This is a genomic window from Puerhibacterium puerhi (genome assembly GCF_009846865.1).
Taxonomy (GTDB): Bacteria; Actinomycetota; Actinomycetes; order Actinomycetales; family Cellulomonadaceae; genus Puerhibacterium; species Puerhibacterium puerhi.
Map to the genome: position 1 here is coordinate 156,533 of NZ_WUWN01000003.1, position 19,292 is coordinate 175,824.

The 19,292-nt window shown below is 74.5% G+C and carries 22 protein-coding genes; 8 read left to right on the forward strand and 14 right to left on the reverse strand.

Going from position 1 to position 19,292, the window contains the following annotated elements; translation table 11 throughout:
* Positions 1–29: 29 nt before the first annotated feature.
* The 8 genes from GSF02_RS03390 to GSF02_RS03425 form a co-directional block, all read right to left on the reverse strand.
* A complete protein-coding gene (locus GSF02_RS03390; protein WP_159792738.1) occupies positions 30–1,421 on the reverse strand; it encodes an MFS transporter in 1,392 nt (463 codons plus the stop codon).
* Between the two features lie 189 nt (positions 1,422–1,610).
* On the reverse strand, positions 1,611–2,351 hold the full coding sequence (locus tag GSF02_RS03395; RefSeq protein ID WP_201308765.1) for a GntR family transcriptional regulator: 741 nt from the start codon (positions 2,349–2,351) through the stop codon (positions 1,611–1,613).
* Positions 2,348–3,286, reverse strand: coding sequence for a cyclase family protein (locus GSF02_RS03400; protein WP_159792740.1), 939 nt, complete (start codon positions 3,284–3,286; stop codon positions 2,348–2,350). Before GSF02_RS03400 ends, GSF02_RS03395 begins: the two co-directional genes overlap by 4 nt.
* A gap of 62 nt (positions 3,287–3,348) precedes the next feature.
* The gene (locus tag GSF02_RS03405; RefSeq protein ID WP_159792742.1) at positions 3,349–4,389 is read right to left on the reverse strand and encodes a substrate-binding domain-containing protein; all 1,041 of its coding nucleotides are present in this window, start codon (positions 4,387–4,389) and stop codon (positions 3,349–3,351) included.
* Between the two features lie 60 nt (positions 4,390–4,449).
* A complete protein-coding gene (locus GSF02_RS03410) occupies positions 4,450–5,475 on the reverse strand; it encodes an ABC transporter permease (protein WP_159792744.1) in 1,026 nt (341 codons plus the stop codon).
* Positions 5,465–6,451, reverse strand: coding sequence for an ABC transporter permease (locus GSF02_RS03415; protein ID WP_159792746.1), 987 nt, complete (start codon positions 6,449–6,451; stop codon positions 5,465–5,467). The genes GSF02_RS03410 and GSF02_RS03415 overlap by 11 nt, the downstream gene beginning before the upstream one ends.
* Positions 6,452–6,454: 3 nt before the next feature.
* The gene (locus GSF02_RS03420; protein WP_159792748.1) at positions 6,455–7,969 is read right to left on the reverse strand and encodes a sugar ABC transporter ATP-binding protein; all 1,515 of its coding nucleotides are present in this window, start codon (positions 7,967–7,969) and stop codon (positions 6,455–6,457) included.
* 186 nt (positions 7,970–8,155) lie between these two features.
* Positions 8,156–8,854 carry a GntR family transcriptional regulator gene (locus GSF02_RS03425; RefSeq protein WP_201308766.1) on the reverse strand — a complete coding sequence of 233 codons (699 nt, stop codon included), beginning with the start codon at positions 8,852–8,854 and terminating at the stop codon, positions 8,156–8,158.
* Between the two features lie 138 nt (positions 8,855–8,992).
* Here GSF02_RS03425 and GSF02_RS03430 point away from each other — a divergent pair, with 138 nt between their 5' ends.
* On the forward strand, positions 8,993–9,763 hold the full coding sequence (locus GSF02_RS03430) for a VOC family protein (protein WP_159792750.1): 771 nt from the start codon (positions 8,993–8,995) through the stop codon (positions 9,761–9,763).
* 94 nt (positions 9,764–9,857) lie between these two features.
* Here GSF02_RS03430 and GSF02_RS03435 read toward each other — a convergent pair whose 3' ends face one another.
* Entirely contained in the window at positions 9,858–12,494 is a 2,637-nt protein-coding gene (locus GSF02_RS03435; RefSeq protein WP_159792838.1) for a phosphoenolpyruvate carboxylase, read from the reverse strand.
* Positions 12,495–12,632: 138 nt separating this feature from the next.
* Positions 12,633–13,220, reverse strand: coding sequence for an RNA polymerase sigma factor (locus tag GSF02_RS03440; RefSeq protein ID WP_159792752.1), 588 nt, complete (start codon positions 13,218–13,220; stop codon positions 12,633–12,635).
* Positions 13,221–13,335: 115 nt separating this feature from the next.
* Between GSF02_RS03440 and GSF02_RS03445 the strand changes: the two genes are divergently transcribed.
* From GSF02_RS03445 to GSF02_RS03475, 7 genes are read left to right on the forward strand one after another with little or no spacing between them, the layout of a single operon-like run.
* The gene (locus GSF02_RS03445; protein WP_159792754.1) at positions 13,336–13,809 is read left to right on the forward strand and encodes an Asp23/Gls24 family envelope stress response protein; all 474 of its coding nucleotides are present in this window, start codon (positions 13,336–13,338) and stop codon (positions 13,807–13,809) included.
* Positions 13,806–14,159, forward strand: a complete 354-nt coding sequence (locus GSF02_RS03450) for a hypothetical protein (protein ID WP_159792756.1) — start codon at positions 13,806–13,808, stop codon at positions 14,157–14,159. The genes GSF02_RS03445 and GSF02_RS03450 overlap by 4 nt, the downstream gene beginning before the upstream one ends.
* Positions 14,159–14,398 carry a hypothetical protein gene (locus GSF02_RS03455; protein ID WP_159792758.1) on the forward strand — a complete coding sequence of 80 codons (240 nt, stop codon included), beginning with the start codon at positions 14,159–14,161 and terminating at the stop codon, positions 14,396–14,398. The genes GSF02_RS03450 and GSF02_RS03455 overlap by 1 nt, the downstream gene beginning before the upstream one ends.
* Positions 14,399–14,438: 40 nt before the next feature.
* Positions 14,439–14,624 carry a hypothetical protein gene (locus tag GSF02_RS03460; protein WP_159792760.1) on the forward strand — a complete coding sequence of 62 codons (186 nt, stop codon included), beginning with the start codon at positions 14,439–14,441 and terminating at the stop codon, positions 14,622–14,624.
* Complete coding sequence (locus GSF02_RS03465; protein WP_201308767.1) at positions 14,621–15,064, forward strand: Asp23/Gls24 family envelope stress response protein; 444 nt, start codon at positions 14,621–14,623, stop codon at positions 15,062–15,064. The genes GSF02_RS03460 and GSF02_RS03465 overlap by 4 nt, the downstream gene beginning before the upstream one ends.
* A gap of 5 nt (positions 15,065–15,069) precedes the next feature.
* The gene (locus tag GSF02_RS03470) at positions 15,070–15,603 is read left to right on the forward strand and encodes a DUF6286 domain-containing protein (protein ID WP_159792762.1); all 534 of its coding nucleotides are present in this window, start codon (positions 15,070–15,072) and stop codon (positions 15,601–15,603) included.
* Entirely contained in the window at positions 15,600–16,172 is a 573-nt protein-coding gene (locus GSF02_RS03475; RefSeq protein ID WP_159792764.1) for an alkaline shock response membrane anchor protein AmaP, read from the forward strand. The genes GSF02_RS03470 and GSF02_RS03475 overlap by 4 nt, the downstream gene beginning before the upstream one ends.
* Positions 16,173–16,177: 5 nt before the next feature.
* Here the strand turns inward: GSF02_RS03475 and GSF02_RS03480 are convergent, their stop codons facing one another.
* From GSF02_RS03480 to GSF02_RS03495, 4 genes are all read right to left on the reverse strand, one after another.
* Entirely contained in the window at positions 16,178–17,023 is an 846-nt protein-coding gene (locus GSF02_RS03480; protein ID WP_159792766.1) for a zf-HC2 domain-containing protein, read from the reverse strand.
* A complete protein-coding gene (locus GSF02_RS03485) occupies positions 17,020–17,538 on the reverse strand; it encodes a sigma-70 family RNA polymerase sigma factor (RefSeq protein ID WP_159792768.1) in 519 nt (172 codons plus the stop codon). Before GSF02_RS03485 ends, GSF02_RS03480 begins: the two co-directional genes overlap by 4 nt.
* Before the next feature lie 8 nt (positions 17,539–17,546).
* Positions 17,547–18,233 carry a YceI family protein gene (locus GSF02_RS03490; protein WP_159792770.1) on the reverse strand — a complete coding sequence of 229 codons (687 nt, stop codon included), beginning with the start codon at positions 18,231–18,233 and terminating at the stop codon, positions 17,547–17,549.
* Between the two features lie 123 nt (positions 18,234–18,356).
* Complete coding sequence (locus GSF02_RS03495; protein WP_159792772.1) at positions 18,357–19,184, reverse strand: hydroxymethylpyrimidine/phosphomethylpyrimidine kinase; 828 nt, start codon at positions 19,182–19,184, stop codon at positions 18,357–18,359.
* Positions 19,185–19,292: the final 108 nt, after the last annotated feature.

Below are 19,292 nucleotides of genomic sequence, written 5' to 3' on the forward strand. Positions count from 1 at the left end.
GGCGCCGCGCGGGCGCCCCGGCCCGGGTGTCAGGCGCCGGTGGTGGCGAGGCTCGAGGCGCGGCCGGTAGTGCCGCCGGCGGCCTGCTCCTGCGCGAGGGCCGCGGCGGTGGCGCGCTCGGCCTCGGCGCGCCTGGCGGGGCCGTACGTCTCCGGCGTGACGAGCGCGGCGACCAGGCCGATCGCGCCGTAGACGACGAACAGGACGGCGGGGCCGGCCCAGCCGAACGCCTCGTACAGGGACACGGCCCAGAACGCGGTGAAGCCGGAGACCACGGCGGCGAGCTGGTAGGCCAGCGAGGCGCCCGAGGAGCGGGTCTCGGTGGAGAACAGCTCGGAGAACCAGGCGCCCTGCGTGCCGGCCAGCGAGTTGTGGCAGAACACGAACGCGATGACGAACACCGCGATGACCAGGCCGAGCCGGCCCGTGTTCACCATGAGGAACATCGGGACGCCGAACAGCAGCATCAGCGTGGTGCCGATCAGGTAGACCGGGCGGCGGCCGACGCGGTCGGTGAGGCGGCCCCACAGCAGCGTGGCCGGCAGGCCGAGCAGCGCGGCGACGACGATCGCGAGGATCGTGTGCGGGCGGGTGGCCAGGCCGTTGCTCTGGACGTACGAGGTGATGTAGGTGATCGAGACGGCGTAGCCGGCGGTCTCCGCGATGCGCAGGCCGAACGCGCGCAGCAGGTTGCGCCAGTCCTGGCGGATCACGGTGAGCAGCGGGTTCTTGGCCAGCGTGCCCTGCTCCTTGGCGTCCTCGAACTCCGGGGACTCCTCCACCTTCAGGCGGATGTACAGGCCGGCGGCGATGAGCACGGAGCTGAGCAGGAACGGCACGCGCCAGGCCCAGTCGCCCGGCAGGCCCGCGCTCGCGAGGAACGCGAGGTTGGCGAGCAGCAGGCCGAGCGGGAAGCCGGCCTGCGGGATGGCCGTGAAGGCGCCCTTGCGCCGCCACGGGGCGTGCTCGTACGTCATGAGGATCGCGCCGCCCCACTCCGCGCCGAAGGCCAGGCCCTGGATGACGCGGACGATGACGAGCAGCACCGGGGCCAGGATGCCGACGGTGGCGTACGTGGGCAGCGCCCCGATCGCCACGGTGGACAGGCCCATGATCAGCAGCGAGGCGACGAGCACGGGGCGACGGCCGATCTTGTCGCCGAGGTAGCCGCCGATGATGCCGCCGAGCGGGCGGGCCGCGAAGCCGATGCCGAGCGTGGCGAAGGACAGCAGCAGGCCCGTGGTGGGGTTGCTGTCGGGGAAGAACGCGTCGCCGAAGTAGAGCGCGGCCGCGGTCCCGTAGCCGATGAAGTCGTAGTTCTCCACCGTGGTGCCGACCGCGCTGCCGATGGCGGTGCGCAGCTTGTGGCGGGTGCCGAGCACCGGGCTGGCGTCGCCCGCTGCGGCCGTCGTCGATGTCATCGCATCTCCCTTGATGTGGGCCTCGTCAGTAAAGCCGCGTTCAGATTCGACTGTTAACAGTCAGACACAAGAAGGTTGCCGAACGGTGCGCCGGGTTGTCAAGCGGCCTGGTGACGACCTGGCGGGAAGGCCGGTTGCGCGCGCCGTCGCACGTGGTCGGCGCGCGCCGTCGCACGTGGTCGGGCGCCCTCAGGCCCCGCCGCGCTCCTGCATCCGGGCGACGATCCGCGTCGCGGCGTCATGCATGTGCTCGCGCAGGAACTCTGCGCCGCCGGCGGCGTCGCCTGCCTCGACGAAGTCGACCAGCGGCAGGTGACGCTCGGCCGCCATGTTGTGCAGCGCGGTCTCCGGCCCGGCGGCGGTGATGGCCGCGCGGGTGAGGCCGCTGACCGCGCGCCAGCTCCGCACGAGCGTCTCGCTCCCGCTGAGCGCGCAGAGCAGCTCGTGGAACGCCATGTCGGCCTGGATCTGGGCCGGGAAGTCCCCGACGGTGCCGCGCATTGCCCCGAGCGCCTCCCGGAGGCGGGTGGCCGCCCGGACGTGCTCCGGCGCGGCGCACACGAGCTCGACGGCGAGGCTCTCCAGTGCCCGGCGGACGGCGAAGATGTCGCCCACCTCGCGGTCGGTGACCACGCGGACCGACAGCCGGCCGCGGGCGTCGGCCGACACCAGGCCCTCCTGCTGCAGGTGCCGCAGCGCCTCGCGCAGCGTGCCGCGGCTGACGCCGAGGGACTCGCTCAGCTCGACCTCGGCCAGGTGCGTCCCCGGCGCCAGCTCGCCCGAGCTGATCGCGTCCCGCAGCCGGGCGTGCACGTGCTCGCGGCGCGTCTGGGAGTCGATCGAGCCGAGCGCACGCAGGCCGCCCGCACGTCCCGGTCGCCCGCCCTCGCTCCGGGCGCGGGCGGATGCGGCCGGGAGCGCTGTACTCACAGGATCGCCACCGGGTTGAGCGGCGAGCCGGTGCTTCCCGGGATGTTCAGTGGCGCGACGACGAGCGCGAACGTCGAGCGCCCTGCCTGCGCGCAAGCCTCCGACAGGGCGTCGAGCTCGAGGTTGTCGAGCAGCGGCACCCCGGCCATGGTCAGGCAGAGCACGTGGATGGGCAGAGTGACCCCGGCGACCGGGCTGGGCCGTACGTCCGTCTCGCCGTCCGCACCGAACACCGACACGCCTTGCTCGAGCAGCCAGGGCACAGCTGCGGCGTGCAGGCCCGCCGCGGCGGCGTCCGCGTCCCAGGCGCCGAGCTCGCGCCTGCGCCGGTCGTGCCCGTTGCGCAGCAGGAGTGCGTCGCCCGCCCGCAGCGTGACGCCCGTGCGGGCGAGCGCCTCCTGCACGTCGGCCAGGGACCACACGGTCCCCGGCTCCGTCCAGGGCTCGCCCGTCAGCGCCGGCATGTCGAGCAGGACGCCGCGCGTGGCCAGCACGCCGAACTCGGTCACGTCCCCCACGCGCATCCCCTCGGCCGTCGTCGCCTTCGCCGCGTCCGCGCCACCGAAGAAGGCGCCCTCGTAGGCGATGTGGGAGAACGAGTCGATGTGGCTGACCACCTTGCCGTGGTAGTCCACGCCCACGAAGTCCTTGTAGCAGGTCGGCTCGACGTCGCCCTCCGCCAGGGTGCTGCCGGCCATGGACAGGTAGTGCAGCGCGGGCCGGGGGTTGTCGAGGTCCGGCTGCGTCGGCAGTGGCCTGGACAGTCCGACCGTCCGGCCGATCCGCACCTCCTCGGCGAACGCCGTGCGGGCGACCTGGTCGGTGATCCGGCGGTAGAGGGGAACCCCGTCCCGCCCGTCACCCCAGACGCGCACCCGCGCGGCGAGCTCGTCGAACTGCGCCTTGGTGGTGTCGATGGTCGAGGCAGTGGGCATGGTGCGTCCGTCCTTGCGGTGGTCGGGAGCGCGGCCCCGAGGAGCCGCGCTCCCGGCGTCGGTCAGAAGTCGTAGTCGTCGATGTTGTCAGCCGTGAAGACCAACGGCGGCGACAGCGTGATCCGCAGGCCGGCGTCGTCCTTCTCGGGCGAGTACTCCCCGAGCCGTCCGGCCTCGAAGGCCTGATCGGTGGCGACGTCGCCGTGCGCGAGGGCGTAGGCCGTCTCGACCACCAGGTAGCCGTGGTCGGCCGGGTTCCACAGGGCCGCGGACTTCAGGGTGCCGCTCTTGAAGTACTGCCGGATCGCGTTGGGCGTGGAGTTGCCGACGACGGCCACCTTGCCCGACAGCCCGAGGTTCTCCACCGCCTGCGCGGCGCCCGGCAGGGCTGCGGTCGTCACCGCGAACAGCCCCTTGAGGTCCGGGTTGGACTGGATGAGGTCCGTGGCCTGCTGCATGGCGCGCTGCTGGTCCTCGCCCGACTCGACGGTGGTGACGACGTCGATGTCCGGGTACTTCGCCGCCAGCTCCTTCTCGATGCCGTCGATCCACGCCACCTGGTTCGGCGCGGTGAACGTGGAGGTGATGATCGCGACGTCGCCCGCGCCGCCCACCTGCTCGCCCATCAGGTCGGCGAGCTGGGCGCCGAAGGCCGCCGGGTCGACGAGCTGGACGAACACGTCGCGCACGTCCGCGTCGCCGTCCCAGCTCATGACCTTCACGCCGGCAGCCTCGGCAGCCTTGAGGGCCGGCGCGACGGCGGCCTCGTCGTTGGCCGCGATCGCGATCACGTCGACCTTGGCGTTGACCATGTTCTGGATGATCTGGATCTGCTGGCTCGCCTCGTCGGTGCTCGGGCCGTTCCAGATGACCTCGACGTCGTCACCCAGCTCGGCGGCCGCCTCGTCGACGCCCTTCTTGACGACCTCGTAGTACGGGATGCCGTTGATCTTGGGGATCACGGCGACGCGCACGGGCCCGTCGGCGCTCGTCGCCGAACCGCTCACAGCGGCACCGGAGGTGTCGGGGCCCGCGCACGCCGTGAGGAACAGCGCGGCGGAGCTCGCGAGGGCCGCGGCGAGGAGGAGGGACTTCCGCTTCATCGTGGTGTCCTTTGCTGGCTGGGGACGGCGGCGCTGTTGCCGCCGCCCGGGGGGGTGGGGTCAGGCAGAGGTGGGGGCGGGGATCTCGCCCGGGGCCGCTGCGCCCCCGGAGCGGGACGGCGCGGCCTGGCGGCGCGCCGCCAGGCGCGTCAGCATCGGGGGGGTCCAGCGGTAGATGCTCGCGGTGACGATCAGCGTGACGCCGACGAAGAGGGTCTGGACCTCGGTCGGCACGAAAGCGATCGACATCCCGTTGTTGAGCAGCGCGATGAAGACCGTCGCCATCGCGGTTCCCCAGAGGGTGCCGCGCCCACCGGTGAGCGCGGCCCCGCCGACGACCACGACCGTGACCGCGAGGAGCTCGAACCCGGTGCCGAAGTTGGACTTGGCGCTCGAGGACATGCCGGCGACGAGCAGCGCCGCCAGACCGCTCAGGACGCCGGAGGTGGCGTACACCGTGAGCGTGAGGGCACGTACTCGCAGCGTCGCGTACCGGGCGGCCGAGGCGGAGGTGCCGGTCGCGTACAGGTACTCGCCCAGGGCCGTGCGCGACAGCGCGAGAGCGGCGAGGAGGACCACGACGACCCACAGCACCACGGGCGTCGGCAGGCCCCCGGTGGTGCCGAGACCGACGAACGCGAGGGCCGGGTGCACCGTCAGCGAGCGGCCCCCGGACAGTGCGAGCGCGAGGCCGCCATAGACGGCCATGGTCGCCAGCGTGACGACGATGGCCGGGAGGGCCAGGCGGCTGACGAGCCAGCCGTTGGCCAGCCCGCACAGCGCGCCGACGATGAGCGGCACCGCGATGCACACCGCTGCCGGCGACCCGGCCTCCGAGACGAGGCCGGCGGAGACGGCGCTGAGCGCGAGGGTCGACGCGACCGAGAGGTCGATGCCGCCGATGAGGATGACGAAGGTCATGCCGACCGCGATGATCCCGAGGGGCGCGGCGAGGTTGATGGCGCTGACGACGTTGCCGACGCTGAGGAAGTAGGGCGAGAGCGTCGACATCGTCACCACGACGATGACGAGCAGGAGCGCGAGCACGGTCGGGGCGAGCGCCCGCTGCAGCGACCTAGCGGACATGGGCCACGTCCTTTCGGGTGAGGAACCTCGCGCGCAGCGACGCCCCCTGGCGCCGGCGCTGGAGGACGGAGACGACGAGCGCCGCGACGATGAACAGCCCCTGGAGGGCACGGGTCCACATCGAGTCGATGTGGAAGAAGATCAGGGCGGAGCCGGTCAGCTCCACCAGCACGGCGGCGAGCGAGATGCCCAGGACCGTGCCGGTCCCGCCGAAGACGCTCGCACCGCCAACCACCGCGATGGTGATCGCAGCCATCGTGATGTTCGCGCCCAGGTTGGTCTGGGCCTGACCCAGACGGGCGACGGTGAGCGCCGCCGCGAGCCCCAGCATCAGGCCGTTGACGACGAACGTGCCGCCCTCCACCGCCTTGACGCGGATCCCCGCGAGCCGGGCGGCCTCGAGGTTGGACCCCACGGCAAACACGGTCCGCCCGAGCGGCCGGCGGGTGAGCACCCACCAGCCCAGGACGAGCGCGGCGAGCGCGACGTAGATGGGCACGGGCAAGCCGAGCAGACGGCCGGTGCCGAACCAGGTGTAGCCGGCCGGCAGGCCCACCACCCACGCGCCGCCGTGGGTCAGCAGGACGAGAGCCCCGGTGAAGATGCTCGAGGTGCCGAGGGTGGCGATGATCGACGGGATCTGGACGATCGTCACCAGCACCGCGTTCACCAGGCCCAGCAGGGCACCGGCAACGACGGCCGCGAGCACGGCGACCAGCGGAGGGACGCCGGCGAGCGCCACCTGCGCGCCGATCACGCCGGTGATCCCGAAGATTGCGCCGGCGCTGACGTCGATGTTGCCGGTCGCGATCACGACGAGGGCGCCGAGCCCGACGATCGCCGACACCGCGACGCTGGTGGCGAGGGTCAGCACGTTGGCGCCCGCGTAGAAGGACGGGGCCGCGACGCCGAGGGCGACGAGGACGACGACGAGGAAGGCCCCGATCGAGACCGAGGCTGAACGGTCGTGGTGCACGGGTCATGCCTCCGAGACGACGGGGGTGGACGTGAACGCGAGCGACATGACGTCCTCGGGACTGGCTCCGCCGGGAAGCTCCCCCACGACCCGCCCTTCGCTCATGACCAGGACGCGGTCGGACATGGAGACCAGCTCCGGGAGGTCGGACGACAGCAGCAGGACGCCGACACCGTCGGCGACGAGGGCGTCGACCATCTTGTGGATCTCGAGCTTGGCCCCGATGTCCACGCCGCTCGTCGGCTCCTCGAGGATGACGACGGAGGGCTTCGGCTCGAGCACCCGGCCCAGGAGGACCTTCTGCTGGTTGCCGCCGGAGAGGTCGCCGATCGCGTAGTCCGGGATCGCCGGCCGGACGCCGAGCTCGTCCAGACGGCCGGCGGCGGCCTTCGCGCGACGGCGGTTGTCCAGCAGCCCGAAGCGCGTGTACCGCGACAGCGTCGTCAGCGTGAGGTTGGAGATCAGGCTGCGCCCACCGAAGACGCCCTGGCCGCTGCGGTCACCGGGCAGGTAACCGAGGCCGGCGCGGCGGCGTGCCCACGGCGTCGCCGGGGGCTCCTGACCGAGGATGCGCACGGTGCCCGACTCGGCGGGGCGCAGCCCGGCTACGGCCTGGGCCACCTCGGTGCGGCCGCACCCCACCAGGCCACCGATCCCGACGATCTCGCCGGCCCGGAGGGTGAACGACACGTCGCGCACCTCGGGCCCGCTGCGCAAGGCCTCGACCTGGAGCACCGGGGCCCCGGGCTCCTGCCGGGCGTGGGCGTGCAGGGCGGCCACGTCTCGGCCCACCATCCGGTTGATCACCCACGCCTCGTCGACCTCGGCCGCCGGTGCGGTGGCGATGCTCTCCCCGTCCCGCAGGACCGTGATGCGGTCCGCGATGCGGAAGATCTCCTCGAGCCGGTGCGAGATGTACACGACGGCGACGCCGCGCTGCCGGGAGTCGACGAGGAGCGAGTGCAGGCTCTTGAGCTCGTCGTCGTTCAGCACCGAGCCGGGCTCGTCGAGGATGAGGATGCGAGCGTTCCTCAGGAGCGCCCGAGCGATCTCCACCTGCTGCGCCACAGCCTTGCTGACATCGCCGACGCGCCGCCCGAGCGGGATGTCCATCCCGAGGCGGTCGAAGAGCTCGCGGGCCTCGGCCCGCATCGCCGCCCAGTCGATCCGTCCGGCGGCGCGCTTCCAGGCGCCCAGGTAGAGGTTCTCGAGGACCGACAGGTCGGGCGCGAGGCTGGTCTCCTGGTAGACGACCGCGACCCCCCGGTGCAGCGCGTCGTGCGGCCCACGCAGGGTCACGGGCTGCCCGTCCAGCTCCACGGTGCCCCCGCTCGGCTGGTGCGCGCCCGCGATGATCTTGATGAGCGTGGACTTGCCGGCGCCGTTCTCGCCGAGAAGGGCATGGACCTCGCCGGCTCGGAGCTCGAAGTCGACCCCCCGCAGCGCCCGGACCCCGCTGAAAGTCTTCGTGATGCCGCGCAGCCGCAGAGTCGGCTGCTGTGGCGACGTCGTCGTCATGTGTCTCTCTCTGTCCCTGTGCTGCACTGCACGGGCGTCCTCGATCGGAGGATGCTGTTTGTCAGTCGTATTGTTAACAGACCGACAGCAGGACTGTAGCGTGCGTCACGGTGCAGATGTCAAGCGGGTGCTGCGCCGGTGTCGCTGAGCCGCCCTGGGCCGCTTGCGCGCGGGCGCGCGAACGCCTCAGGCAGTGGCGTCGGCAGCCTGGGCCATGTGCTGCTTGATGCGCTCGGCGGCCTGGAGCATGTGGGTGCGCAGGAACTCCCGGCCACCCGCTGCGTCGCCGGTCTCGACGAACTGCACGAGCGGAGCGTGCCGCTCCACAGCCATGTTGAGCACCGCGGTCTCCGCGCCGGCGGCGGTGATCGCCGCACGCGTCAACCCGCTGACGCTCCGCCAGCTGTGCACCAGCGTCTCGTTCCCGCTGAGCTCGCACAGGAGCTCGTGGAACGCGAGGTCGGCATCGAGCTGCGCCACGAAGTCACCCTCGCTGCGGCGCAGACGCTCGAGCCCTTCGGCCATCCGCGCCGCGGCGCCCTCGCGGCGTTCCAGCCCGCACACCAGCTCGAACGCCAGGCTCTCCAGGGCGTGCCGAACCGCGAAGATCTCGTCGACCTCCCGCGCCGAGACGATGCGGACGGAGAGCCGCCCGCGCGAGTCGGAGGACACGAGCCCCTCCTGCTGCAGCTGCCGCAGCGCCTCGCGCAGCGTGCCCCGGCTGACGCCCAGCGACTCGCTCAGCTCGACCTCGGCCAGGTGCGTCCCCGGCGAGATCTCCCCAGAGCTGATGGCCTCACGCAGCCGCGCATGGATGAGCTCCCGTCGGGTCTGAGGCTCGATAGAACCCAACGCGCGCAAGGACGACTTCGCTGCGGATGCCACGGGCACAGCCTACGGGCGCGCCCGCCGGACCTCACCGAGCACCGGCTCGATGAGTTCGGCCCCGGAGCGTCGTCTCCATCCCCGCAAGGCCTGCCGGCCCGCCACGACCGGCTCCCTTTCGACCCGATGGAGGCGCTCATGCCCGCACGTCCCGCCGTCCCGGACGGCGCACCGATCTGGCTCGACCTCACCACCGCGGACGCCGGCGCCAACGACCGGGCCGTGGCGTTCTACACCGCCCTGTTCGGGTGGCAGCACGCAGGCTACGGCCCCGACTTCGGCGACTACGGCGCGTTCACCAAGGACGGCGCGCCCGTGGCCGGCGTCGGGCCGCGCATGACGCCCGAGCAGCGCCCCGCCTGGGGCGTGTACCTGCGCTCGTCCGACGTCGACGCGACCGCCACCGCGATCACCGCCCATGGCGGCACGGTGATCGCCGGGCCCGACGACGTCCCCACCCAGGGCCGCTTCCTCACCGCCGTCGACCCCACCGGCGCAGAGATCGGCTTCTGGCAGCCCGGGGGCCACGACGGCTACGCCCTCTACGGCGAGCACGGCGCCCCGAGCTGGTTCGAGCTGTGGACGAACCGGTACGAGGACGCCGTGGAGTTCTACCGCGCCGCGGCGGGCTGGCCGGTGAGCACCATGAGCGACACCCCGGACTTCCGGTACAGCACCTACGGCGAGGGCGACCAGGCGCTGGCCGGGATCTTCGACGCGACGGCGGTGCTCGGCGGCGGCACGCCGTCGTGGGCCGTCTACCTCGGGGCCGACGACGCCGACGCGACGGCGGCGCGCGCCGTCGAGCTCGGCGGCAAGGCCGGCGAGGGGCAGGACACGCCGTACGGCCGGCAGGTGGGCGTCCAGGACCCGAACGGCACCTGGTCCCAGCTCATCGGCGTCCGCTGACGCCGCGTCGGCGCCCGCCGACACGTTGTGGGTAAAGGACACGCCGGGCGTTCCGCGGAACGCCCGGCGTGTCCTGTACCCACAACGGGGAGGGTCAGCCGGTGTTCTGCAGGCCGGCGCTGACCCCGTTGACGGTGAGCAGCAGCAGGTGCTGCCAGCGGTCCTTCGACGCGCCGTCGACCTTGCCCTCGGAGCCGCCCTCGGTGCGCAGCGCGCGCAGCGCCCGCACCTGCAGCAGCGACAGGGCGTCGACGTACGGCGAGCGCAGCTGTACGGCGCGGCCCAGCACCCGGCGGTTGGCCAGCGGCCACGGGTTGCCGGTCACGGCGAGCACCTGCTCGCGGGTCAGGCGCAGCTCGTCGAGCACCAGACGGGCCAGGTCGTCGCGGTCGCCGAGCTCGAGGTACTTCTCGGCGATGCGCTCGTCGGTCTTGGCGATCGACATCTCCACGTTGTCCAGCAGCGTGGTGAACAGCGGCCACTCGCGGTAGGCCGCGCGCAGCCGCTCGACGTCGCCGAACTCGCGCATCGCGGTGCCCAGGCCGTACCAGCCGGCCAGGTTGATCCGCGCCTGCGACCAGGAGAACACCCACGGGATCGCGCGCAGGTCGTCCAGCGAGTTCACCGACAGGCCGCGCTTGGCCGGGCGGGAGCCGATGGGCAGCAGGCCCACCTCCTCCAGCGGCGTCACCTGCGCGAACCACTGCGGGAAGCCCTCGGAGCGGACCAGCTCGTGGAACCGGGTGCGCGAGGAGGCGTCCAGCGCCTCGGCCACGTCGGTGAACCGCTCGGTGGCCTCGACGTTGCGGCGCTCCACGCTCGGCGCCGACGCCAGCAGCGTCGCCGCGGCGACCTGCTCGATGTGCCGGGCGGCGATGGTCGGGTCGCCGTAGCGGGCCAGGATGACCTCGCCCTGCTCGGTGAGCTTGAACCGGCCGTCCACCGAGTGCGGCGGCTGGGCCAGCAGCGCCCGGTTGGCCGGGCCGCCGCCGCGGCCGAGCGACCCGCCGCGGCCGTGGAACAGGGTCAGCGTGATGTCGTGCCGCTGCGCCCACTCGGCGATGCGGGCCTGCGCGGAGTGCAGCGCGAGCGTCGCGGCGACCGGGCCGACGTCCTTGGAGGAGTCGGAGTAGCCGAGCATGACCTCGACGCGGCGGCCGTTCTCCGCCAGGCGCCGCTGCACCTGCGGCAGCTCGAGCATCGCCTCGAGCATCTCGACGGACCGCTGCAGGTCGTCGAAGGTCTCGAACAGCGGGATCGCGTCGATGACAGGGGCCTCGCCCGTGCCCTCGAACGCCAGCTCCGCGAGCCGGTAGACGGCCGCGAGGTGCTCCGGCTGCTGGGTGAACGAGACGATGTAGCGGCGCGCGGCGCGCTCGCCGAACCGGCGCTGGACCGCGCCCAGCGCGCGGAAGGTGTCGAGCACCTCGCGCGTGCGGTCGGACAGGTCCGGGCTGTGGACGCCCTTCTCCTCGATCTCGGCCAGGGCCGCGGCGTGCACCTGCGAGTGCTGGCGCACCTCGATCTCCGCCAGGTGGAACCCGAAGGTCTGCACCTGCCAGATCAGCCGCTGCAGGTCGCCGTAGGCGGCCCGCGTCGCGCCGGCCTCGAGGAGCGAGTCCTGGACCACCTGCAGGTCGGCCTCGAGCTGCTCGGGGGCGCCGTAGGCGAGGTCGGCGTCGCGGCGGCGCGTGGCGCCGATCCGGTCGGCGATCACCAGCAGGACGGCGCGGTGCGGCTCGTCCGGCGACTCGGCGGCCGCGGCGGCGGTCACGACGTCGGACAGCTGGCGCTGCTTGGCCCACAGGGCCTGCAGGGCCGACGACGCCGGGGTGCCCTGCTGGGCGAGCGTCAGCTTGCGGCCGACGGCGCGCGCCTGGTCCTCGAGCGCCGTGAGCACGTGCTCGGACGCGAGGGCCACGGCCTGGCGGGTGATCTCGGAGGTGACGTTCGGGTTGCCGTCGCGGTCGCCGCCGATCCAGGTGCCCAGGCGCACGAACGGGCGCGCCACCGGCGCGGTGCGCCCCGCGTCGCCGCCCAGCAGCCAGTCGTCCAGGCGGCGGTAGACCTCGGGGAAGGTCTGGAAGAGCGTGGAGTCGAAGACGCCGACGGCGGTCTTGACCTCGTCGATCACCGTCGGCTTGGCCGCACGGATCGGCGAGGTGCGCCACAGCACGTCGATCTCCGCCAGCAGCCGGCGCTCGTTCTCGGCGCGCGAGGTGCCGCCCGGGTGCAGCGTGTCGCGCTCGGCCAGGAGCGTCGAGATGCGGCGCACCGAGCGGGACACCGCGCGACGGCGGGCCTCGGTGGGGTGGGCCGTCAGCACGGGGCGGAACTCGATGTCCTGGAGGCGGCGCAGCGCCTCCTCCCGGCCGATCTCCTCGGCGAGCTGGGTGAAGGCCTGCGGGATGGAGTCGTCCATCGCCGCCCCGGCCGAGGCACCCTGCTCGCGCTCGCGCAGCACGCGCACGCGGTGGTACTCCTCGGCGAGGTTGGCCAGGTGGAAGTAGCACGTGAAGGCCCGCGCCACCTCCTCCGCCCGCTCCAGCGGGAACGAGCACGCCAGCTCGTACGCCTCGTCGAGCGCCGCGGCGTCGCCGCCGTAGGCGCGGATGGTCAGCTCGCGCAGCCGCTCGACGTCGTCGAGCAGGCTCTTCCCGCCGGTCTCCTTCAGGATCGTGCCCAGGAGGCCGCCGAGGAGGCGGATGTCGTCCCGCAGCGGGTCAGGCATCTCGTGGCGCGCCACGACCCGCTCGGTGCCCTGCTGGTTCTCGCTCACGCCCCGAGGGTATGCCGGAATGCCCGAGGGGTGGACATCGCGTCCGGCACCCGGGCAGCGCCGTGGACCGGTCCGCCCAGGGCCGCGGCCTCACCCCCAGTCGTGCAGCGTGGCGAGCAGCGCGCGCCGGGCGCGGTGGATGCGGACCTTGACGGCGCTCTCCGTGGTGCCGAGCAGGCGGGCGACCTCGGCCTGCGAGCGCCCGTCGAACGTGTGCAGCACCAGCGCGGCCCGCTGGTCGAACGGCAGGCGCGCGATCGCCGCGACCACGGCGTCCTGCCGCCCGCGCCCCTCCACCACGGCCTCGAGCGGGGTGCCGGCGTCGGCCAGCGTGTCGTCCGGCGGCACGGCGGCCTGCGGGCGCGCCCGGCGCAGGTCCCGGCAGCGGTTGATCACGATGCGCACGAGCCACGTGGACAGCCGCGCGTCCTGCCGGAAGCGGGGCACCGCCCGCCACGCGTGCTCGAGGGCGTCCTGGACCACGTCCTGGGCGTCCTCGGGGTCGCCGGTCATGCGCAGGGCGACGCCGTAGAGGCGGTCCCGGTGCCGCCGCACCAGGACGTCGAACGCCGCGGCGTCGCCGGCGCGCGCCCGGGCGACGAGGTCCGCCTCCAGGAGCGGGGCGTCGTCGGGCCACCGGCCGGGGCCGGCCACGGGAGCCTGCGCGTCGTCGGGCATGGCGGTCTGTAACCTCCCCGACCTCCCCCGGGTCTAAAGGGTGGGCGGACAACCACCGTCCCCCAGCCCCGGGCCCGGCGCATGCCGGGCCGCCAGCACGGGAGGCAGGACAGACATGAGCAACCCGACCAGCTCCCCCTCGCCCGGCTCGACGTCGGGCTCCGGCTCGAGCGCCGTGGCCTCCTCGACGCAGCAGGGCTCGCACGGCAGGACCTCCATCGCGGACGGCGTCGTCCAGAAGATCGCCGGCCTCGCGGCGCGCGAGGTCTCCGGGGTCTACGCGCTCGGCGGCGGCGCGGCCCGCGCGTTCGCCGCGGTGCGCGAGCGCATCCCGGGCTCCTCGCAGTCCGCCGGCCAGGGCGTCAGCGTCGAGGTGGGCGAGAAGCAGGCGGCCGTCGACCTCGACCTGGTCACCGAGTACGGGGTCTCGATCACCGACGTGGCGCAGGCCGTGCGCCGCAACGTGATCTCCAACGTGGAGGGGATGACCGGCCTGGAGGTCACCGAGGTCAACGTGTCGGTCAACGACATCCACCTGCCGACCGACGACAGCGACCAGGCCGGTCAGGAGCCGGCGCGGGTGCAGTGAGCGAGACGGCCGCCGCGCCCCCGGCGCCGCTCACCGAGGCGGACCGCGTCGCCGCCGCGGTGGTCGCGTGCCCCGGCGTCGTGCGCCTGTCCGGCGCCGGCCCCGCGCCCGTGGCGACCTACCTGCCCGGGCGGCGGGTCGACGGCGTGCGGACCGACGCCGAGCGCGTGCGGGTCGCCGTCGTCGCCCGGGTCGGGGTGCCGGTCGCGGAGGTGGCCGCCCAGATCCGGACCGCCGTCATGGACGTGGCGGCCGGCCGGCCGGTGGACGTGCACGTCGCGGACCTCGACGTCGCCGGCTCCGGGGCACCCACGCTCCTCGACCGGTCGCTGGGCACGGGCGGGCAGTGATGGTGCCCGACCGCGCGCGGCCGGACCGGCTGGCCCGCCGGGCGCTGTACCGCGCGCACCACCCCGACCGCGGCGGGGACCCGGCCGAGCTCGTCCGCAGGCTCGGGGAGCTGGACGCCCGGCAGCGGGCGTCCGCCGAGCCTGCCGCCCCGGCGGACGTCGTCTTCGTCCACCGACGCCGCCTCGCCCGGCTGCGGGCGTGGGCGGCACGCCGCCGCCGGCCGCCGCGGGTCGTGTGACGCGCGGGGCACAGGAGCCGAAGGACACGTGGAGGTACCGATGTCACCGACGATCGTGGGACTGTTCACCGGCCTGCTGCTGGGCCTCGCCTGGGTCATCGGGGGCTTCGACGCCTTCGTCGGCACGGCCGTGCTCGGGCTGATCGGCTGGGTGGTCGGCAAGGTGGTCGCCGGCCAGCTCGACCTGACCCGCTACCTCGGCGGCTCGGGCCGAGACGGGCGATGACCGCCACGACCGGCGGGCGCCACCTGTCGGACGCGCCCGCGGACGCCGCGCGGGGCGGCCGCGCATCCCCGGAGCCCCGGGCACCGCAGGAGCGCGGGTCGCTCTCGATCGCCGACCGGGTCGTCGTGAAGGTCGCGAGCCACGCCGTGGCGGCGGTGCCGCACGCGGCGGCGGCCCCGCGCAGGGTCCTGGGCGTGGCGGTGGGCCAGGCGCGCCCCGAGGACGAGGCCCACGTGCAGGCCACCGTGCACGGCGCGACGGCCACGATCGACGTGGCGCTGGCCGTGGCGTGGCCGCACCCCGTGGGCGAGGTCGCCGAGGCGGTCCGGCGGCAGGTGCGTCAGGACGTCGAGCGGATCACCGGCGTGCGCGTCACCCGCGTCGACGTCGAGGTGACGTCGCTCGACGTGCCCGACCGCGCCGGGTCCCGGGTGAGGTGAGGGACATGCGGCTGCTCCAGCGCGTCCTGGCCACCGTGCTCGCCCTGGTCCTGCTGCTCGGGGGGCTGCTGGTGGTCGTCGAGATCGTCCTGGCCCAGCTCGGCCGCCCCCCGCTGGTGGTGCCCCGCCAGCGCTGGAGCGCCTGGGTCGCGGGCCAGACCTGGGAGCTGTCCACGGTGCGCGCAGTCCTCGTGCTGGTCACGGTGGTCGGCCTGCTGCTCGTGGTCGCCGCCGCGCGGCGCGGCAGGCCCGCCGCGCTGGCCCTGCCGGCCGGCGAGGCGCCGCCCGGGGTCCGGGCCAGCGCGTCGCGGCGCACCGTCGAGAAGGCGCTGGCCGACGCGGTCCGGGACGTCGACGGCGTCGTCTCCGCGCACGCCCGGGCGGGCCGCCGCCGGGTCACCGTGAGCGCCACGGCCATGACCCGCGCCGGGGGCACCGAGCAGCACGTGCGCGAGGCGGTCGACGAGGGCCTGCGGTCGCTCGGGCTGGCCGGCTCGCTGCAGCCCAGGGTCGAGATGTCGTTCGAGGAGCGGTCATGAGGAACGTCGACGCCGCCAACCGCGCGGGCCTGCTGGTCGTCGGCCTGCTGCTGACCGTCGCCGGCGTGGCCGGCCTCGTGCTGAGCCTGGGCGGGTTCGGGTACGACCTGGCCGAGCGGCCGCTGCTGCCCGTCGCCTGGCGCGAGCGCCTGGCGCTCGACCCGTGGCTGTGGTGGGTCGTCGCGCTGGTGGCCCTGGTCGTCGCGCTCGTGGGGCTGCGCTGGCTCCTGGCCCAGCTGCGCACCGACCGCGTCGGGCGCCTCGGGCTGCAGCCCGGCGGCCGCGACGGGCGCACCGTGCTGCACGGCGGGGCGCTGTGCGACGCCGTGGCCGCCGACGCCCGCACGCTGCCCGGCGTGGGCGGCGCGTCGGCCCGGCTCGCCGGCCAGCGCCGCCACCGGCTGTCCCTGACCGTCGACCTGACCGACCGGGCGGACGTCGCCGAGGTGTGGCGCGACGTCGCCGGCCAGACGATCCCGCGGGCGCGGCAGGCGGTCGGCGACCCGGACCTGCCGGTGGACGTCGAGCTGCGGCCCGGGCGCGCCGGCGGCGGGTCGCGGGTGACCTGAACCGGTCAGAGCGTCGCCGAGGCGAGCGGCTCCGGGCGTCCGCCGACGGCGATCTCGACCCGCTGCACGTCGTCGAGCGGCACCGCCGACGACGCGCCGAGGCCCTCCGCCTCGAGCCCCTCCGCCGTCCAGGAGGCCACGACGGTGCGCGCCCCGGTGCCGTCGACGATGACCAGCTCGTAGGTCCGGTCGCCGTCGCCCGCGGCGCCGGACGGCCCCGCCGTGCCGTACGTGCTCGCCGCGGGCGGGCGGGGATACCGGCACCGCCAGTCGAGGCGCGTGCCCCACGCGGTGGCCGTGGCCGTCAGCTCGGCGTGCACGTCGGTGCCGCCCACGGGCTCCAGCACGATGGTGCGGGACTCGGCGGTCGGGGCCGGTCCGCCCGGCTGTGCCTGCCCCTCCGACGGCGCCTCCGCGCTCGCCTGCACGGACGACGCCAGCGGCACGCCGGCGCCGAACCCCCCGGCCAGCGCGACGCCGCCGGTGACGCCGCCGGCCACCAGGGCCGCGGCGGCCGCGACCAGCAGCGACCGGCGCCGGGCCCGCGAGCGCCGTGCGGCGGCCGCGACGCCGGCCAGCGGCACCACCACCGGGCCCCCGCCGCCGTCGTCGGGCTCGGCACCCTCCCCCGCCGGTGCGAGCAGCCCGGCACGCTCCTGGGGCGTGACGGTCCCCAGCACGCCCGGGATGCCCGCGATCTCGGCCACGGCCTCGCGGCAGGCGTCGCAGGCGGCGAGGTGGCGCTCGTACTCGCGGCGCTCGCCGGGCGCGAGGGCGCCGAGCACGTAGGCGGCGTCCCACTCGCGGTACGGGTCGTCGGCGGGGTCGAACCCGCCTGGCACGACGGTCATGCCGTGACTCCCTTCTCCTGCAGCGCGAGCCTCAGCGCTCGCATGGCGTAGTGCATGCGCGACTTCACGGTGCCCGGCGGCACGCCCTGCTCCGCCGCCAGCTCGGCCACCGACCGGCCGCCGTAGTAGGCGCCGACGACGACCGCGCGGTGCTCGGGCGACAGCTGCAGCAGCGCGTCGGCCACGAGCCAGCCGTCGAGCACGGCCTGGCTGCGGTCCGCCTCGGTCCGGTCGGGCACCCGCTCGGTGACGTGCTCGCGGGTGTGGCGGGCGCTGCGCAGGTGGTCGAGCACGAGGTTGCGGGCCACGGTGAACAGCCAGGCGCGCACGGCGTCGTCGGGCCGCTGCAGCACCTCCGGGTGGCGCCAGGCGCGCAGCAGGGTCTCCTGCACCACGTCCTGGGCATGCTGCTCGTCGCCGGTCAGCCGCAGCGCGTAGCGGTGCAGGTCGGCGGCGTGCGCGCCGTGCACCGCCACCAGCAGCTCGGAGTCCGCGCCCCGCCCGTCGGTGCCCACGCCGTCCCTCAGGCCTGCGGCGCCAGGCGCAGCGAGAACTCGACGGCGCCCTGCTCCTCGACCGTGACGAAGCCGAGCGACGGCGCCTCGACGCCGAAGTCGGCGAACGTGACCGGCACGCTGCCCACCACCTGCACCGCGTCGACGCCGTCGGCACCGCTCCCGGCCACCTCGGCCGCCACGGTCACCTGCTGCGTGACGCCGTGCACGGTGAGGTCGCCGACCAGGTCGACGGCGGTGGCGCCGTCCGCGAGCGCGGCGGGCTCGGTGAGGGTGAACGTGGCGGTCGGGTAGGTGTCGGTCTGCAGCGCCCGGGAGCGGAAGTACTCGTCGCGGGGCGGCTCGTCGGTGGCCACGGAGGCCATGTCGACGACGATCTCGGCCTCGGTGACGCTGCCGCCGTCGAGCGTGACCGAGCCGGCGACCTGCTCGGTGCGGCCGGTCACCGTGACGTCCTCGCCGCTGAGCACCTCGTCCACGCGGTAGCCGGCGAACGAGCCGTCCGCCACGGTCCAGGTGCCGCTCAGGGCGGACGCGTCGACCGGGGCGGCCGACGCCGCGTCGAGGGTGGGGGCGTCGTCGACGCCGCGCTCGGCCCAGTCGGCGTAGAGCCCGGGCCCGAAGACGGCCGCTGCCACGCCGAACACCACCACGCCGGCTCCCGTGCCGACCGCCACCTTCACCCCTGTGCGCACGCGCTCCACCTCTCGTCCGAGCCGCCCGCGGCGGCCTCCACCCCTCACCACGGACGAGGGGCCCGGACGGTTCACCGACCGTCCGGGCCCCTCGTGCGCGCTGCGCGACGGCGACCGCCGGCGTCAGCCGGCGAAGGCGCCCTGCCACACGGTGGCGAACGGCGTGCTCGCGGTGACGCGCGCCTGGATGCCCTGGGTCACCATGTCCTTGGCCGTCTGCACGGCGGCCTTCACGTCGGCGCCCTTGGCGAGCTCGGCGGTGATCGCGGCGGCGAAGGTGCAGCCGGCGCCGGAGACGCGCTCCTCGCCCACCTTCGGGGCGGCGTAGACGGTCACGTCCTCGCCGTCGAACAGCACGTCGACGGCGTCCGGGCCGGGCAGCTCGACGCCGCCCTTGGCCACGACGTAGCGCGGACCGGCGGAGGTGTCGAGGCGGGCGTGGATCTTCCTGGCGGCCTCGACCAGGTCCTCGACGGACTCGATGGTGTCCATGCCGGCCAGCGTCTTGGCCTCGAACAGGTTTGGCGTCACCACGGTGGCCTGCGGCAGCACCTGCTCGCGCAGCGCGTTGTCGGTGTCGAGCGCCGCGCCGGGCTCCTGGCCCTTGCAGATGAGCACCGGGTCGAGCACCACGTGGCGCCACGGCTTGCTGGCCAGCGCCTTGCCGACGACGTCGATCGTGGCGGGCGTGCCGAGCATGCCGATCTTCACCACGTCGAGGTCGTGCGTGGCGGTGGCGGCCTCGAACTGGTCGGCGATCACCTGCGGGTCCACCGGGACGAACCGGTGGCCCCAGTCGTTCTTGGGGTCGAACGACACGATGCAGGTGAGCGTGCCGACGCCGTAGACGCCGAGCTGCTGGAAGGTCTTGAGATCGACCTGGATGCCGGCGCCGCCGGTCGCCTCGGATCCGGCGACGACGTACGCGAGCGGCGGGGTCTGGGTGGTCATGCGGGGGCGCTCCTCGAGCTGTGCGTGGCGCGGGCGGGCCTCCAGCGTACGCGCGCGGAGGCCGACGGCCGGTGGGCGTCTCGCGCCCGGTCCCGCGCGCCGTGCACG